We start from the raw sequence: 16679 nt of genomic DNA on the forward strand, positions 1-16679 counted from the left end.
TAGAAGTAAGAGAAGAGAAAAAGAATAGAGAACAAAGAGAATAGATAGGAAATACAACAACAAACGAATACATCTATAACTATACAACCAACACTTTTTCCAGACGGCTTGCTTTCTTTTGGAAAGTCCCAAAGCTTCTGGAGGGGAGAGGAAAAACCACAACCAGCATGAAAGTACACATTATTGGCGGAGGAAACTTAGGAGTTTCTATCGCATTAGGATTATCAAAATTTTCGCCAGATGACCAAGTTACCATAACCCGAAGAAACACCTCCAGCATTCTGTATCTTGAAAAATTAGGAGCAACAGTTTCTACCAATAATATGCATCAGATTCAGGAAGCCGATGTCATTATTTTGACCATCAAACCATACCAAGTAGACACTGTTTTGGCCGAAATTCTTCCCGTAATTTCTAATAAAATCATCGCCTCGGCAGTGAGTGGATTGTCGATAGAAAATCTGCAAAACAAAATCGGTACGGCTAATAGTGCCATCCGAATCATGCCCAATATCGCGGCACAGTTTGGCGCCTCAGCCACCTGTATTGCGTTTAATGAAAAAGACAAAGAGCAGGCACAAGATGTTGTTTCCCTTTTTCAGAATTTGGGAACCGCTCCTATTATTGACGAAAAATTAATGGATGCTGCAACCGTTTTGGCGGCCAGCGGAACCGCTTTTGCCTTGCGCTACATTCGGGCCTCAATGCAAGCCGGTATCGAAATAGGATTTGACTGGCAGACCGCCTTAGCCATCTCGGCACAAACGGTAAAAGGTGCTGCCGAAATGCTACTAGAAGAAAAAGTACACCCGGAACAATTAATTGACCGTGTCACCACGCCACAAGGCTGTACAATAGCCGGATTGAACGAAATGGAAATGCACGGATTCAGTTCGTCCCTGATACGAGGTATTAAGACGTCATTGAAACAAATCAAGGGGTAGGCGTATAGTTTTGTAATTTTTTCGTTAATTATGCTGCGCAAACGTCTCCGACTTTGCGCAATTTTTTTCTTAAAAGGGATGAATATTGACATTTCATATTTGTATTAACACTCAAATAAATCTTATATTTGAAAAAAACAACCATGAAAAAACTACTCCTATTAATCCTTATTTTAATTTCAAGTTATACTGTGAATGCGCAAAAAGACGAACAAAAACAAATCCTTAAACATGTAGTGATGTTTGGTTGGAAACCTGGTACAGATGCGGTGGCAATTGAAAAAGTGGTCACTGCTTTTGGGAACTTAGAACATAAAATCAAATTGATCAAAGCGTATGAATGGGGAATTAATAACAGTCCTGAAAACCTGAATAATGGTTTGACCCATTGTTTTGTGTTGACTTTCACCAGCGAAGCGGACAGAGATGCATATTTAATTCATCCGGATCACAAAGCTTTTGTGGCTGTTTTGAGTCCGGCACCAGATAAAGTTACCGTAGTAGATTATTGGACGAATAAGTAAACAGAAATCGCAGTAAATAATTAAAGAACAATTTTTCTGCATAGTAAACCGTAAAAAATCAAACATGAATCAGAGCACAATTGTTTTCAGAATGTCTAAAAGCAGTGGTATTTACAATGAAGCCAATCGCTATGTAGTACGTATTGATAGCAAAACGGAGTGTGAAATGAACTACAGCAACAACCGGAAAGAATACCGTGTTTTGCCCGGAAAACATACCATAGAAATTGGTGATGGAACTTCTTTTCAAACAGAAGAGATAGTGCTAAAGGCGGGAGAAACGAAAGTACTGAGCATAAATCCCAGTCTTACGTACAATCTTGGATTCGGAATACTGACCGGAATGGTGGTAACCGGTTTGGTTATTCAATTTGCAGTACTTCAAAAATTTTCTCCTGTGATGATTATTCCATTCATGCTTTATTTATTTATTAAAAAAAGAGATTTTAAAAATAGTTTTGCGATAAGTTATTCAAAATAGAAGCAATTATTGAACATAAAAAAGCCTCGTTTAATTGCTTAAACAAGGCTTTTTAGGATCACAATATGTTTTATACTAGTGCTGTTTTCTTCTTTTTAGATTGTTTTCTTAAGGTATATTTCAACCAGAAGAAACCCGTCAGACCAGCAACAAAAGAAGCAATCAGAATGGCAATTTTAGAGTATGTAATAACCTCTTTACCACTTTCTTTGAAAGCAAGAAGGGTAATGAAAATGGACATGGTGAACCCAATTCCACCAAGCATTCCTGCCCCAATTATTTTTTTCCAATTTAAATCTTTGGGCAACGTGCAAATGCCTAAACTCACTCCTAAAAAGGAGAAAAGCCAAATTCCAAGAGGTTTTCCCACCACAAGTCCCAGCATGATCCCAATTGTATTGGTATGATTCAATCCTTCTGACCAATCAGAACCAATGGCAATACTGGTATTGGCGATGGCAAAGAGCGGCAGAATCAAAAATGCAACCGGTTTGTGCAAAAAATGCTGTAATTTATAAGATGATGTTTTCTTGCCTCCGTCTCCAAACGGAATGACAAAAGCCAATAACACTCCGGTAATTGTGGCGTGAACACCTGAATTCAGCATAAAATACCACATAGCAGCACCCCCAATTAAATAGGGGATAAGGTTGTGAACCTTTCTTTTGTTCAGGATAAATAAACCACCCATAATGGCAAAAGCAATAAACAGATTGGTAAAAGCAATTGTTTTTGTATAAAAAACAGCAATTACCAAAATAGCCCCTAAGTCGTCAATTACAGCAAGGGCAGTAAGGAATACTTTCAGCGAGGTAGGAACCCGATTTCCTAAAAGCGATAAAACTCCAATTGCAAAGGCAATGTCAGTAGCCATAGGAATACCGGCACCATTTTGTGTGGGAGTTCCAAAATTGAGCAGTAAAAAAATTCCCGCCGGAACAATCATCCCGCCTAAAGCACCAAAAACAGGTAAAGTGGCATTTCTAATACTTGACAATTCTCCTTTGTAGATCTCCCGTTCTAGCTCTAAACCAATCAAAAGAAAGAAGATAGTCATCAGTCCGTCATTGATCCAGTGGGTGATCGAATGGTTGCCGACATTGGTTTCCCAAAAGGCAATATAGTCAGTTTGAAAAGGGGAATTAGCAAATAGAAGAGAGAGTATCGTAACTAGGAGTAATAAAAGACCTCCCGCTTTTTCGTTTTCAAAAAAGGCTTTGAATGTTTTTGTTAATCTCATTTGTTGTTTTTCTTTTTCTATAATTAATAGTATAAATGATGAATAGGAATTCTGCAAATTTAAGCTTTTGAAAGCTAATTTCCGTTCTTAAAAGTATAAACCGTAATTTTTTTGTTTCTTTGATGTAGCAAAAACAAAGCAATTATGACCATCAAAATACTTCATATCGACAGCAATCATTCCTTACTGTGGAATGAATTGCAAAAATCCGGATTTATCAATCACAGTGATTTTACTTCTTCAAAAGAAGAAATCGAAGCTAAAATTCAGGATTATCAAGGAGTTGTGATTCGAAGCCGTTTCAAGATTGACAAAACATTCTTGGACAAAGCTACTAATTTGCAATTCATCGCTCGCGTTGGAGCCGGACTGGAAAGCATTGATTGCGAGCATGCAGAATCTAAAAACATTACACTTATTGCCGCTCCAGAAGGAAATAGAAACGCTGTTGCTGAACACACCTTGGGTATGATCTTATCCATTTTTAATAAATTGAATCAAGCTGACAGCGAGATACGAGCAGGCCATTGGAACCGGGAAAGCAATCGCGGTCAGGAACTTGACGGTAAAACCGTTGGAATTATCGGGTACGGAAACATGGGAAAATCATTTGCCAAAAAACTCCGTGGTTTTGATGTCGAAGTCTTGTGTTATGACATTCAGGAAAATGTGGGTGATGCTAATGCGAAGCAGGTTTCCTTAGCAGAATTTCAGCAAAAAGTAGATGTAGTGAGTTTGCATATTCCATGGACTTCCGAAACAAATAAAATGGTGAATGCTGATTTTATCAATGGATTTCTTAAGCCTTTTTGGATTATAAATACCTCTCGAGGCAAGAATATTGTCACTGCTGATTTGGTTACTGCCATGCAATCCGGGAAAATTCTCGGAGCAGGTTTAGATGTTCTGGAATATGAGAAGTTGTCTTTTGAAACCCTTTTTAACGATAAAAACACACCAGAGGCTTTTCAGTATTTGTTGAAAGCCAAAAACGCAATTCTGACGCCACATATTGCCGGTTGGACTTTCGAAAGCCATGAACGATTGGCACAAGTGATCGTTGATAAAATAAAAGCAAAGTATCTTAGTTAGGTAAAATTTGTCGTGCCGTAGCAGCGCAATACGGGAATTGGAGTTTCTTCTTTAAAGTAAAAATCCCTAAAACTCGTCGCTTGTTGCGAATATAACATATTGGTTTAAAAACCAATTCGGATCGTTTTACTTTTTGGTGGAAAGACAAAATAGGGAAGGACTGTTCTATCCAATGGCAGCCGTTTATGGATGGTACCAATCATTTTAAGCCAAGCGAAAACGGTTCGTGCAAAATTTTACAGTTGATGATTTAGAACGTTTATTGCAAAATTATCAGATGAAGGTGTAATAATTGTGGGTGTTATGGAGGTTTGTAACCCTAGAAAATTCGGATGGGTTTTGAATAGTGGAGGAAATAAAACCGAATTTTTGAACCAATTGGTAGAGTGTTTCAATAATTTTTATATTTTTAACCATTGAAAAACAATCTAATACAAATTATTTATGCAAAATTCGAAGATTGAAAATTGGAATAATCCGCTGCCAGTTCGTCAAAACAATAAAAAGCTGCCTGCCGGAATTTTAGCGATACTTTTAGGTCCTCTTGCGATTCATAAATTCCTATTGGGGTATACTACTGAAGGGATAATATGGTTGGTAATTAGTCTTTTTACCTGCGGAACGGTGACATACATTTTAGGTATTATCGAAGGAATAATTTATTTGACAAAATCTGACGAGGAGTTTTACCAAATGTATCAAGTAGGTAAAAAGGCTTGGTTTTAAAACATAAAAAAATCCCGGTTTTAGACTGTCCCCAAAAAGTCAGACACTATTTGGGGGTATTTTTCTACCACAAATTTCACTAATTGCCACGAATTAATTTTGTGCTGATTTGTAAAATTTCTAGCAACTAAGTAATAACCATAGTATAATGTCGTATTTTAAAATCAGGATAAAATTATGTAACAATCTGATTTAAAGTTGTTTTACTTAAAGTTAATTCTTTTGACTTTACGACTTTTAAACTTTCGACTTACTTATTTAATGTAATTCTGAAATTAATCTTCTTTCTCGCTCAGTTTCCGCTCCAATTCTTTCTGGAATTCTTCCATTACGGGCTTCATGGTACTTTCCGGAATGTCTGCAATCCTGATGTACATCAATCCGTCTACGGCATTATTAAACAACGGATCCACATTAAATGCGACCACTTTTGCATTTTGTTTGATGTATTTTTTGATTAAAACCGGCAAACGCAAACTTCCCGGTTCCAGCTCGTCGATAATTTTATCAAACTTATTCAAATCCGATTCGGTTTCGTTAAAAATAAAATCCTTATCGGCATCTTTTAATTTTACTTTATACGCTTTTTTGGGATGAATGTATTGCGCAATGTACGGATCATAATAATTGGATTTCATAAATTCAATCATTAAGGATTTAGAAAAATCTGAAAATTGATTACTGATACTCACGCCTCCCAATAAAAATTTATGTTCGGGATAGCGTAAGGTGGTATGCATAATTCCTTTCCAAAGCAGGAAAAGCGGCATTGGTTTTTGTTGGTACTCTTTGATGATAAAAGCGCGTCCCATTTCGATAGATTTGTGCATCATATCATGTAATTCGGGCTCAAACCTAAACAGATCGTTGAGGTAGAATCCATTGATTCCATACTTCGGATAAATTTCTGAACCCAATCCCATTCGGTACGCACCGGCAATCTTATGGGCTTCATTATCCCATAAAAACAAGTGATGATAATATTTATCGTGCTTGTCTAAATCAATAGACTCATTGGTTCCTTCGCCTACTTCTCTGAAAGTGATTTCTCTAAGACGTCCTATTTCATGCAGGATATTTGGAATTTTAGTGGCTTCAGAAAAGAAAACCTCATAATTTTTACTTTGTAAAAGTCGGCAATCGCTATTTCTGGCGGCATCAACTTCGGCAATCATCTTTTCGCTGTTGGCAGCAGTGACAATTGTCTTTGGGCTTTTAGGAATTTTTAAAGTAGGCGTTGGCAAAAAAGGAATTTCTTTCTCAAAAGGATTGGCCAACATGTACGTTTTTTTTCTTAAAAACTCAGAGTATTCCTCTAAAGTCTTGTGCTCATTTTGTTCGCTTACGGAAATTGGTTTACCAATACGCACTTTGATCACACGGCGTTTCTGGCTAAAGACTTCCGAAGGCAGTTTTGCCGTTCTAAAAGTCCCGCTTATTTTAGAAAGCAAATAAAATAATCGACTGTTTTTAGCATGAAAATAAATAGGAACCACAGGCACCTGCGCTTTTCTAATTACTTTGATAGCTCCTTCTTCCCAAGGCTTATCTACCATTAACTTACCATCTTTATAGGTAGAGACTTCGCCTGCGGGAAACATGCCTAAGGGTTTTCCATCGCTTAAATGACGCAGTGTTTCCTTGATTCCCACCACGCTTGATTTAGCATCCTTATGATTTTCAAAAGGATTCACAGGCATGATGTATTTTTTGAGCGGCTTAATTCGGTGTAAAAGAAAATTAGCAATAATCTTGAAATTGGGTTCTCTCTCCAGCATTAATTTCAATAATAAAACCCCGTCAATTCCTCCCAGTGGATGGTTTGAAATCGTGATGTAAGCTCCTTCTTTTGGCAGGCGCTTTAAATCCTCTTCCGGAATTTCAAATTTTATTTGTAAATCATCTAATATTCCATTCAGGAAATTAACATCTTTCAAATGCTTATTTCTGTCGTACATTTTGTTTAAGGTAGAAATCTTTAGCACCTTCATAAGCATCCATCCTGAGAAGGTACCTAGAACTCCATACTTATCAGCATTTATTGCTTTTGCAACTTCTTTGGCGGTTACTAAACCCATGAATTTTTTTCTTTTAAAGCAAGAAACAAAGATAGCAAAAAACTCCATTTTCTCTATTTTTCTGAGTCAAACTTGTACTTTTTTATTACATTTGAAATCGTTATATACACACCATGATTTTTTCTGACAGATTCTAAAAATGCATTTCTAATACCATTTGGGAATTATTTATTTCTACAGAAATTCAAATACACACTTTATGAGAATTATTTCATACAACGTCAACGGAATTAGAGCCGCAATTTCAAAAGGATTTATCGATTGGCTGCAACAGGCAAATCCCGACATTATTTGCCTACAGGAAATCAAAGCCACTGAGGATCAAATTCCTGTGGAGGCTATTGCAAAGGCAGGGTATCCGTATCAATATTATTATTCAGCCACTAAAAAAGGGTACAGCGGCGTAGCGATTCTTTCAAAGATCAAACCTAATAATGTGGTCCACGGAACCGGAATTCACCACATGGATTTTGAAGGAAGAAATCTTCGGGCTGATTTTGATGATTTTTCCGTGATGAGTTTGTACCTGCCATCTGGGACAAATATGGAGCGACTCGACCATAAATTCATGTTTATGGATGATTTTAAGAATTATATTGATGAACTCAAAAAAGAAACGCCAAACTTGATTATCTGTGGCGATTACAACATTTGCCATGAGGCAATTGACATTCATGACCCAATTAGAAACAAGACCGTTTCCGGATTTTTACCCCATGAAAGAACCTGGCTTGACGGATTTATAAAGTCCGGATTTGTCGATAGTTTTCGCCATTTCAACAGTGAACCGCACCAGTATTCCTGGTGGAGTTACCGCGCTGGAGCCAGAGGGAATAACAAAGGGTGGCGCATCGATTATAATTTAGTTGCCAATTCTTTGAAACATAAACTCAAAAGAGCCGTTATTTTATCAGATGCCGTACATTCAGATCATTGCCCGGTCTTGGTAGAATTAGAGTAATCATCTTTAGCGCAGCCAAAGGAGGAGCTATTTCCCGCTATCCGTTACAATCTTTTCTCTCGTTAAAAAACGAGAGAAAAGGATTTTCACTTCTATCGGGGCTAGGGTATCCGAATGCAATTCAAATTTTTGATTTCAAAACAACAATAAAAACGATATAAACACCATTAAAATGATTAAAAATTTTTCCTTAGGATTACTCGTATTGGCACTTTCAACATCCTGCGTGTCAAAAAAAATATACAATGACTTAGAAAGCAAGTATGCGGATTCCAAAAAGGAAAACCGAAGCCTAACGGACGAAAATGAAGATTTGCTGAAAACTAAAAACCAATTGGATTTAGATAGAACTGCTTTAACTTCTGACTTGAGTGCTTCTAAAGCAGCACTTGATAAATTGAAAGCAGATTATGCTGCTGCTCAAAACAAACTCGAAGTCCTGCAGGATTCCTATGCCGCTTTAGAGAAAAACAGCGGAGAGGCTTTACAAAGTAACATGAATAAAAATCGTGATTTACTAGGCCAATTGGATGAGAAAGCAAAAGCGTTGGCAGTAGAACAAGAGCGTTTGAGCAAAAGTGCCCAGCGTTTGCAAGAATTAGAAGACTTGATCGCCGCCAAAGAAGCCAACATGAAAAAACTAAAAGAAACACTCTCTAATGCTTTGAATAGTTTTGAAGGAAAAGGATTGACTGTCGAACAAAAAAATGGAAAAGTATACGTATCCATGGAGAACAAACTGCTCTTCAATTCCGGAAGTTGGTCAGTAGGTTCCGAAGGGAAAAAGGCAGTAGTAGAATTAGGTAAAGTTTTAGGAGACAATCCTGAAATCTCCGTTCTTATTGAAGGACATACGGATGATGATGCTTTTTCAGCTTCTGGACCAATTGCGGATAACTGGGATTTATCAACCAAAAGAGCCACCGCAATCGTAGCTATTTTGAGCGAAAACTCAAAAATCAACAAACAAAGTCTTACCGCCGCAGGACGAGGAGAGTTCTCTCCGCTAGCCAGCAATGCAACTGCTGACGGAAAAGCGAAGAACCGCAGAATCGAAATCATTCTTACCCCAAGATTAGATGAAATTGCCGAAATGCTGAATGAAATAAATTAAGGTTTAAAGGTTAAAGTATAGAAAGGTTCAGAGTGTATGCTTTGAACCTTTTTTTGTTCTCTACGGGATATTTTATAAAATAATCTCCAGTTTTATAAGTTTAACCATTAAGGAATTAAGAAAATTATGCGTGAATTCTTAATGAAACTTAATCTCTTAATGATTTAAAAAAGGAACCTTTTCTTAACCGCTAATTCGCTAATTTTATCTTTCGTTTCAAGGGCTTTTAATTTGCGAATTCGCGGTTATTTTTTTAACATCCTGTAAACTTTTGTCAATTTTCTGTTAACACTAAATCGTAACCGCAAACTAATTTTATCTTTGTTTTCGAAAATAAAATACAATTTCCTTAAATATGAAATATACAACATTACCAAATACTGATATAAAAGTCAGCAAAATTTGCCTTGGAACCATGACTTTTGGGCAACAAAACACAGAAGCTGATGGTCACGCACAAATGGATTATGCTTTTGAAAATGGAGTCAATTTCTTTGATACTGCCGAAATGTATTCTATTCCGGGGCGTCAGGAAACCTATGGAAGTACAGAGAAAATCCTTGGAACCTGGTTCAAGAAAACAGGGAAAAGAGAAGAAATTGTTTTGGCCTCCAAAATTGCCGGACCCAATCCTAATTTTGGCTACATGAGAGAAAAATTAGATTTTTCGCCCGCCAGTATCAAGTTTGCATTGGACAGTAGTTTGCAACGCCTGCAAACTGATTATCTGGATGTGTACCAATTGCATTGGCCGGAACGTAAAACCAATTATTTTGGACAACGCGGTTTCAAAGTGCAAGACGATGCTTGGGAAGATAATATTCATAATGTGCTGGAAGCATTAGACGGTTTTGTCAAGGAAGGAAAAATAAATCACATAGGTCTTTCAAATGAAAATCCTTGGGGAATTATGCGTTTTCTGGAGGAAAGCAAATACAATAATCTGCCAAGAATAAAGACGATTCAAAATCCGTATTCGTTATTGAACCGACTTTTTGAAAACGGGTCCGCTGAAATTTGCCTGAGAGAAAATGTTGGTTTATTGGCTTATTCTCCAATGGCTTTTGGCGTTTTGTCCGGTAAATTCCTTACTGGCGAAGCGCATCCAAATGCCAGAATCAAATTGTTTCCGCAGTATTCCAGATATAGCAGTCCACAATCCACTGAAGCCACGCGGCTATATCAGGAAATCGCTAAGAAAAACGGATTGACCTTGACGGAATTGTCGTTGGCATTTATAGCCCAACAGCTGTTTGTAACCAGCACGATTATTGGCGCAACCACATTGGAACAATTAAAAGAAAATATTGATACCATTCAAGTGTCACTTTCGGATGAAATCTTAAAAGCGATTGATGAAGTGCAAGCCGTGATTCCGGATCCGGCACCTTAAATGAAACAACCCTGTCTGATTTTTGAAATTGGACAGGGTTGTTTTCAATATTACAGATCAAATTCATCGTCAACCGATAAAGAATCCACTTTTATTTGTGTTGAATCTTGTATTTTGAATTTGATAAAAGATTTTGCAGGTCCTGAAATCAATATTGGTAAGGACTTGTAAATCGTGTCTTCAGGAGTCAAAAGCCCTCTTCGAAACATAATATTGGTTAAGAACAACTCTTGTTTTACAGCAAAATCTTTCAACATCCCTTGATCGTTAAACTGATACATGAATTTCTTAGGACTTGGAATGATTCTGGCAAGATACAAGCATTCGTTCAGCGATAATTCCAAAGGCGTTTTTTGAAAGTAAAACTGACTTGCTTCGCCAATTCCATATACATTTGGACCCCATTCGATAATATTTAAATACACTTCGAGCATGCGTTCCTTGCTTACAATCCGGTTGTTTTCCAGAATATAAACCAATAAAATTTCTTCCAGTTTACGGGAAACAGTTTTTTCCCGACTCAGAAAAACATTTTTCACTAATTGCATGCTGATGGTACTGGCGCCGCGGGAAAACTTTTTAGTTTTTATGTTTTTGATGATGGATTGTTTGAAAGCTTCGCTGATAAAACCACGATGCGAAAAGAAAGAAGGATCTTCCGTTGTCAAAACCGACTTTCGTAAATAGGGTGAAATTTGGTCCAGTGGCGTGAAATTTGGATTAGCAGAGCCCACTAAAACCGGACGTTGCAACACGTTCTTTATAAGTGCGCGATACACAAATTCGCCATTGAGTTTGTTCAGGTTGGCTTCACCGTATTTTGTAATTTTTAGATTTTCTTTTTTTAGTTTGCTGTCAAAAACCAGTTGATTGGGTTTGTTTTGGTTGAATGCAAAGTCCAATTTGTAATCAAAAGTACCACTGGCTTTCATGCCTTGAAAATTGGCAAATAAACCGTCTGGAAGCGAAGTGATAAAATCCTGCGCGTTCATTTTTGGAATATTCACTTTGAGTTTATAAATCGTGTCTTTTTCAGTTTCATAAGCCACATAAGGATGAAATTTTATCTTGTTTAACTGAACTGTTGAGGTGCTGTCAATCGAAATAAAATCAGAACCCAAAAGAAAACGGTAGTCAAATTTGGCGTTTTTTAGCAATACATCTTTGCTGGCGATTTTAGGATGGTTGAGTTTTAAATTAGCAATAGCCATAAACCCATCGATATGCAATTCATCACCGTCTTTATCTATGTTTTGAATATTCAAACGAATGGAGTCAAAGCTTGATTTTAGGTTGAACCGCTCGTCTAAATACGGCATTTTGATGGCACCGGTGTCGATATTAACGAATCTAATATCGGCTTTTTTATTTCTGGGATCGGCAAATCCTTTAATTTTCCAGTGCTGAGTAAAGGTGTTGGTTTGCACTTGAATAGCAGTTTCAAGTTGCTTGTTGACCAATCGCAATTTTTGGAAATTGATGTTTGTTTTTTTTTCGTTATCGTTAATTCGGATCGAAAGATTGTTCAGAATCATATCAGTTGGAACTAAATTTAGTACTTTTGAGATGATTCTGTAGGCAAATTGAGCGTAATCTCTTTTCTCATTTTGTACTGGTGTTTGATTGTCACTCTTTAAAAAAGCATCGTAATTTCCCTTTTTCCCTTTTTTCACTAATTGAATAAAACCATTCTGAACCTCTAAAGTACCAAGTTGTAGGTCGCCGGTTATCAAATGCCACAAATTAACGCTGGTTTTTAATTTTTTAATTTTAAAAAGCGTATCGGCATTTTTTGGAACCAAAATGATTTCAGTAAGATTTAGACCGGACAATCCTTCAAAAGAAGCTTTTTTTATCGTAAAAGTACTGTTGTAATCCATTTTCATTTCATGGGAAACTTTTGCAATGGTTTGCTGTAAAACGGCATCACGAAAGAGGTAAAAAGCAATAATTATAGTGGTAAACAATACAAAAAGTATTTTTGTTGCTAGAATTATGTTTTGTTTTTTGGTTTTCATAAACAGTTTTAAAAATAAAAGAATCTAAAATACAAGGCGTTTATAATATTATTCATAAAGAAAAGGAAAATAATACTAAAGCTGAGTTTTTTATAATTTTCTTTATAGTTTTGATTGGATAAAATTAATACTATTCCATTTTAGGACATAAAAAAACTACAACATTTCTGCGTTGTAGTTTTTGATATTAGCGGCAGCAGTGCCATTAGTAATTGGATTTCGGTTTTTTATATCCCGATAACGGATTTGCAATCCGTGCCCTTAGAGTATTTGAAAACAAATCAAGACTACAACTTCTGCGTCGTAAACCAAACAATCACAATTAGTTGCAACACTAAATGTATAAGAGAAACGTTATTTTAGATTTGTCAACAAATATCATCCAAACAACTCACTCGCCACATCTTCAATTTTGGCTACTAATCGAATGTTAATTCCGGTATTTTTCAATGCAATTTTATTGTATTTAGAAACAAAAATGGTCGAAAAACCTAATTTTTCCGCTTCCTGAATGCGTTGGTCTACACGGTTTACCGGACGTATTTCACCGGAAAGTCCCACTTCGCCGGCAAAGCAAAAATCTTTATTGACTGCTATATCTTCATTCGAGGACAAAATGGCGGCAACTACAGCCAAATCTATCGCCGGATCATCTACTGAAATTCCTCCGGTTATGTTCAGGAAAACGTCTTTGGCGCCAAGCCTAAAACCGGCTCTTTTCTCTAAAACGGCTAGAATCATATTAAGTCTTTTGGCGTTATACCCCGTCGTGCTGCGTTGTGGCGTTCCATAAACGGCGGTGCTTACCAAGGCTTGAATTTCAATCATCAACGGGCGCATGCCTTCTAAAGTTGAAGCAATTGCTGTTCCCGATAATTCCTCGTCTTTATGCGAAATCAGTATTTCGGATGGATTCGAAACTTCGCGTAAACCATTGCCCAGCATTTCATAAATACCAATTTCAGCAGTGGATCCGAAACGGTTTTTTAACGAACGTAAAATGCGATATACGTGATTTCGGTCACCTTCAAACTGCAAAACTGTGTCCACCATGTGTTCTAGGATTTTTGGTCCGGCAATGTTACCGTCTTTGGTGATATGACCAATCAGAATCACTGGAATATTAGTTTCTTTGGCAAATTTGATTAGTTCGGCAGTGGTTTCCCGTATTTGAGAAATACTGCCGGGAGTGGATTCGATATAATCCGTATGCAAGGTTTGAATGGAATCGATAATCACGATTTCCGGTTGTATGGCTTCAATTTGCTTGAAGATGTTTTGGGTTTTGGTTTCGGTAAGAATATAGCAATTGTCACCGCTGGGCGTGATTCTTTCGGCACGCATTTTTATTTGTTTCTGACTTTCCTCGCCTGAAACATATAAAGTTTTATACGGTAATTTTAAAGAGATTTGGAGCAACAGTGTGCTTTTTCCTATGCCGGGTTCACCACCTAAAAGGATCAAGGAGCCGGGAACGATTCCGCCACCCAGAACGCGATTTAGTTCGCCATCTGTCGTGTCCATTCGGATTTCCTGAGCAGAATCAATTTCGTTTATTCGTAACGGTTTTGGTGCTTTACTGCTAGAAGTAGTTTCGCTTTTCCAAGCTGTTTTTTCTTGTTTCTGTATAATTTCTTCTGCTATTGTATTCCATTCTTTACAGGAATTGCATTGTCCTTGCCATTTGGCATATTGTGCGCTACAGTTTTGGCAAAAAAAAGTTGTTTTTACTTTTGACATTATTTTTTTGGTATTTGGCTTTTCATAGCATCCTGTTTTTCTAGTAGCAACCGTTTGGTTAAAGTACGGGTATTTCACGCTCACTAGGAGAAGCAATATACTACATTATAAAAAATTAGCCACTGTTGCTTTTATTTTTCTTATTTAAAAAATAGAGCATCAGTGGCTGGAAGTGACAAGGGCCTTTTGCGTATCATAAACGATACCATAAAGAGCCGTTTTAGAATGGAATGTTTTAGGTCAAAGAATTGTCTTTTTCATTGGGAAAAACAACCCAAGGCTTGAAGGTTTTGGCTTCTTCAAATTCCATTGTTGCGTATGAGATGATGATGATGATGTCGTCTTTTTGCACTTTTCTGGCCGCAGGTCCGTTGAGGGTTATGGTTCCTGAATTTCTTTCGCCTTTGATGGCGTAGGTTTCAAAACGTTCACCATTATTGATGTTTACAATAGACACTTTCTCCCCCTCAATGATGTTAGAAGCATCCAGTAACGTTTCGTCAATGGTAATACTTCCGATATAATTCAGATCGGCTCCCGTTACTTTAACGCGGTGAATTTTTGATTTTAAAACTTGAATTTGCATGCTACAAAAGTAAATTAATTTAATGAAATGGTGTCAATCAAACGAATATTGTTGACTATTACAACAATAAAGGCACGGTATTTTTTATTTTTATATTTTCGGGTACACGGAAGCAGGGTTGCTTCATCAGCAATAACGAAATATTCCAGTACAAAAGTAGGATTGTTCCGGAATGATTTTTGAACCCATTCTGAAATTTCTGCGGTACTTTTTGTAAAAAATTGGGCTTTTACAGAAGTTAATATTTTGTAGATGATAGCTGCTTCGGCTCTTTCCAGAGCTGATAAACGCTCATTTCTGGAACTCATGGCCAGATTGTTAGGCTCTCTAAAAATGGGGCAGCCAATTATGGTTATGTTTAAATGGTTTTTAGCTACCATTTTTTTTACGATTTGCAATTGCTGAAAATCTTTTTCCCCAAAATAGGCTTTTGTAGGTTGAACAATCTCAAAAAGACGTTTTACAATTGTACCGACACCATTAAAATGCCCGGGTCTGAACTTGCCTTCCATTTGATTTTCAAGTCCATCAAAATCAAAATGTTCAGCAAGGGGTGTTCCATCATAAATATCGACCACCTCAGGGGCGTATAAAATGATATTTGGATTCAAAGCCGTAAGTTTTTTTACGTCTTCATCAAATGTTCTTGGGTATTTTGCCAGATCTTCGGAATTGTTGAATTGAGTAGGATTGACAAAAATACTCACTACCGTATTCTCATTTTCCAACAATGATTTTTGCATTAATGCCAGATGACCTTGGTGTAAAGCACCCATAGTTGGAACAAATCCAATGGTGGAGTGAAGTGCTTTTATAGGTTTCAAATAGTTCATTAAAGATGCTTTTCCGTAGAAAATAGGCATGACTGTATTATTAAAATTAAATGCAAACTTACTATTTTAGTTAATAACTGCATAAATTATTGTAATTTTGCACTGTTTTTATTGCCAATAAATTAAGTAAATTATAATATGAAAGATAAGAGGATATTATACGTATCATCTGAAGTGGTGCCTTATCTCGCTGAAAACGAGGTTTCTTTAATGTCTTATGACGTTCCAAAAATGATTAATGATCAAGGCGGACAGATAAGAATTTTTATGCCAAGGTATGGAAATATTAACGAGAGAAGACATCAGTTGCACGAAGTTATCAGACTTTCGGGCATGAATTTGGTAGTGAATGACTTGGATATGCCTTTGATTATTAAAGTGGCATCTATACCAAAGGAACGAATACAAGTGTATTTTATTGATAATGATGAATATTTCAAGCGCAAAGCGACTTTTGCAGATGAAGAAGGCGTGATGTATCCGGATAACGATGAGCGTGCTATTTTCTTTGCAAAAGGAGTGGTAGAAACCGTGAAAAAACTCAATTGGGTGCCAGATATTATTCATGTTCATGGCTGGATGGCGGCAATGTTGCCCATTTACATGAAACATTATTATAAAAATGAAGCATTGTTTTCAGAGACAAAAATCGTTACATCGGTTTACAGTCAGTCTTTTGAAGGAACTTTAGATGCTGGAATGATTAATAAAGTAAAATTTGATGGTATACCTAAAGAAGATATTGCTGATCTTGAAATCCCGGATTATGAAAATATTATTAAGGCCACGATAAAACATTCTGACGCTGTGATTATTGCCTCGGAAAACCTGTCTTCAAGTTTAACAAAATTTATAGAATCTTCAGGAAAACCTTTTTTATCTTTCGTCCCGAAAGATGCATTCGCGGAAGCTTATACTAATTTCTACAGAAACGAGGTTCTTTAAATTA

General features: G+C 36.8%; 15 protein-coding genes. 9 read left to right on the forward strand and 6 right to left on the reverse strand.

The window, feature by feature from the left end; genetic code table 11:
• Positions 1–167: 167 nt before the first annotated feature.
• The 3 genes from proC to EKM01_RS01070 all read left to right on the forward strand — a co-directional run bounded on the left by proC (position 168) and on the right by EKM01_RS01070 (position 1949).
• Positions 168–944 (forward strand): pyrroline-5-carboxylate reductase, encoded by a 777-nt coding sequence (gene proC, locus EKM01_RS01060; RefSeq protein WP_126576997.1) that lies wholly within the window; start codon positions 168–170, stop codon positions 942–944.
• 143 nt (positions 945–1087) lie between these two features.
• Positions 1088–1468, forward strand: coding sequence for a Dabb family protein (locus EKM01_RS01065; RefSeq protein ID WP_126766319.1), 381 nt, complete (start codon positions 1088–1090; stop codon positions 1466–1468).
• A 64-nt stretch (positions 1469–1532) separates the two neighbouring features.
• Positions 1533–1949 carry a hypothetical protein gene (locus EKM01_RS01070; RefSeq protein ID WP_126552962.1) on the forward strand — a complete coding sequence of 139 codons (417 nt, stop codon included), beginning with the start codon at positions 1533–1535 and terminating at the stop codon, positions 1947–1949.
• 70 nt (positions 1950–2019) lie between these two features.
• Here EKM01_RS01070 and nhaA read toward each other — a convergent pair whose 3' ends face one another.
• Positions 2020–3189: a Na+/H+ antiporter NhaA gene (nhaA, locus tag EKM01_RS01075; protein WP_126451927.1), complete on the reverse strand. Its 1170-nt coding sequence runs from the start codon at positions 3187–3189 to the stop codon at positions 2020–2022.
• Positions 3190–3333: 144 nt separating this feature from the next.
• Between nhaA and EKM01_RS01080 the strand changes: the two genes are divergently transcribed.
• On the forward strand, positions 3334–4281 hold the full coding sequence (locus EKM01_RS01080) for a 2-hydroxyacid dehydrogenase (protein ID WP_126766324.1): 948 nt from the start codon (positions 3334–3336) through the stop codon (positions 4279–4281).
• A 444-nt stretch (positions 4282–4725) separates the two neighbouring features.
• Complete coding sequence (locus EKM01_RS01085; RefSeq protein ID WP_126451929.1) at positions 4726–5007, forward strand: TM2 domain-containing protein; 282 nt, start codon at positions 4726–4728, stop codon at positions 5005–5007.
• A gap of 275 nt (positions 5008–5282) precedes the next feature.
• Here EKM01_RS01085 and EKM01_RS01090 read toward each other — a convergent pair whose 3' ends face one another.
• Positions 5283–7085: a lysophospholipid acyltransferase family protein gene (locus EKM01_RS01090; protein WP_126457917.1), complete on the reverse strand. Its 1803-nt coding sequence runs from the start codon at positions 7083–7085 to the stop codon at positions 5283–5285.
• Between the two features lie 199 nt (positions 7086–7284).
• On the opposite strand from EKM01_RS01090, the gene EKM01_RS01095 reads away from it, so the two are divergent.
• From EKM01_RS01095 to EKM01_RS01105, 3 genes are all read left to right on the forward strand, one after another.
• A complete protein-coding gene (locus EKM01_RS01095; protein WP_126457920.1) occupies positions 7285–8046 on the forward strand; it encodes an exodeoxyribonuclease III in 762 nt (253 codons plus the stop codon).
• Between the two features lie 172 nt (positions 8047–8218).
• Positions 8219–9160, forward strand: coding sequence for an OmpA family protein (locus tag EKM01_RS01100; protein ID WP_126742137.1), 942 nt, complete (start codon positions 8219–8221; stop codon positions 9158–9160).
• A 355-nt stretch (positions 9161–9515) separates the two neighbouring features.
• A complete protein-coding gene (locus EKM01_RS01105; RefSeq protein ID WP_126766329.1) occupies positions 9516–10553 on the forward strand; it encodes an aldo/keto reductase in 1038 nt (345 codons plus the stop codon).
• 50 nt (positions 10554–10603) lie between these two features.
• On the opposite strand, the gene EKM01_RS01110 is transcribed toward EKM01_RS01105, so the two are convergent.
• From EKM01_RS01110 to panC, 4 genes are all read right to left on the reverse strand, one after another.
• The gene (locus EKM01_RS01110) at positions 10604–12571 is read right to left on the reverse strand and encodes a transglycosylase domain-containing protein (protein ID WP_126766334.1); all 1968 of its coding nucleotides are present in this window, start codon (positions 12569–12571) and stop codon (positions 10604–10606) included.
• A 378-nt stretch (positions 12572–12949) separates the two neighbouring features.
• Positions 12950–14311 (reverse strand): DNA repair protein RadA, encoded by a 1362-nt coding sequence (radA, locus tag EKM01_RS01115; RefSeq protein WP_126766337.1) that lies wholly within the window; start codon positions 14309–14311, stop codon positions 12950–12952.
• A 235-nt stretch (positions 14312–14546) separates the two neighbouring features.
• Positions 14547–14897, reverse strand: coding sequence for an aspartate 1-decarboxylase (gene panD, locus EKM01_RS01120; RefSeq protein WP_126451936.1), 351 nt, complete (start codon positions 14895–14897; stop codon positions 14547–14549).
• A gap of 14 nt (positions 14898–14911) precedes the next feature.
• Complete coding sequence (gene panC / locus EKM01_RS01125) at positions 14912–15760, reverse strand: pantoate--beta-alanine ligase (protein WP_126561311.1); 849 nt, start codon at positions 15758–15760, stop codon at positions 14912–14914.
• Between the two features lie 108 nt (positions 15761–15868).
• On the opposite strand from panC, the gene EKM01_RS01130 reads away from it, so the two are divergent.
• Entirely contained in the window at positions 15869–16675 is an 807-nt protein-coding gene (locus EKM01_RS01130; protein WP_126457938.1) for a glycogen/starch synthase, read from the forward strand.
• The last annotated feature ends 4 nt before the right edge of the window (positions 16676–16679 follow it).

It is taken from the genome of Flavobacterium sp. RSP46, from assembly GCF_003984825.1.
In the GTDB taxonomy this organism is placed as follows: Bacteria; Bacteroidota; Bacteroidia; order Flavobacteriales; family Flavobacteriaceae; genus Flavobacterium.

Coding starts and splice junctions, on each gene's coding strand:
- proC (WP_126576997.1), top strand. CDS start 168: ATGAAAGTACACATTATTGGCGGAGGAAACTTAGGAGTTTCTATCGCA.
- EKM01_RS01065 (WP_126766319.1), top strand. CDS start 1,088: ATGAAAAAACTACTCCTATTAATCCTTATTTTAATTTCAAGTTATACT.
- EKM01_RS01070 (WP_126552962.1), top strand. CDS start 1,533: ATGAATCAGAGCACAATTGTTTTCAGAATGTCTAAAAGCAGTGGTATT.
- nhaA (WP_126451927.1), bottom strand. CDS start 3,189: ATGAGATTAACAAAAACATTCAAAGCCTTTTTTGAAAACGAAAAAGCG.
- EKM01_RS01080 (WP_126766324.1), top strand. CDS start 3,334: ATGACCATCAAAATACTTCATATCGACAGCAATCATTCCTTACTGTGG.
- EKM01_RS01085 (WP_126451929.1), top strand. CDS start 4,726: ATGCAAAATTCGAAGATTGAAAATTGGAATAATCCGCTGCCAGTTCGT.
- EKM01_RS01090 (WP_126457917.1), bottom strand. CDS start 7,085: ATGGGTTTAGTAACCGCCAAAGAAGTTGCAAAAGCAATAAATGCTGAT.
- EKM01_RS01095 (WP_126457920.1), top strand. CDS start 7,285: ATGAGAATTATTTCATACAACGTCAACGGAATTAGAGCCGCAATTTCA.
- EKM01_RS01100 (WP_126742137.1), top strand. CDS start 8,219: ATGATTAAAAATTTTTCCTTAGGATTACTCGTATTGGCACTTTCAACA.
- EKM01_RS01105 (WP_126766329.1), top strand. CDS start 9,516: ATGAAATATACAACATTACCAAATACTGATATAAAAGTCAGCAAAATT.
- EKM01_RS01110 (WP_126766334.1), bottom strand. CDS start 12,571: ATGAAAACCAAAAAACAAAACATAATTCTAGCAACAAAAATACTTTTT.
- radA (WP_126766337.1), bottom strand. CDS start 14,311: ATGTCAAAAGTAAAAACAACTTTTTTTTGCCAAAACTGTAGCGCACAA.
- panD (WP_126451936.1), bottom strand. CDS start 14,897: ATGCAAATTCAAGTTTTAAAATCAAAAATTCACCGCGTTAAAGTAACG.
- panC (WP_126561311.1), bottom strand. CDS start 15,760: ATGCCTATTTTCTACGGAAAAGCATCTTTAATGAACTATTTGAAACCT.
- EKM01_RS01130 (WP_126457938.1), top strand. CDS start 15,869: ATGAAAGATAAGAGGATATTATACGTATCATCTGAAGTGGTGCCTTAT.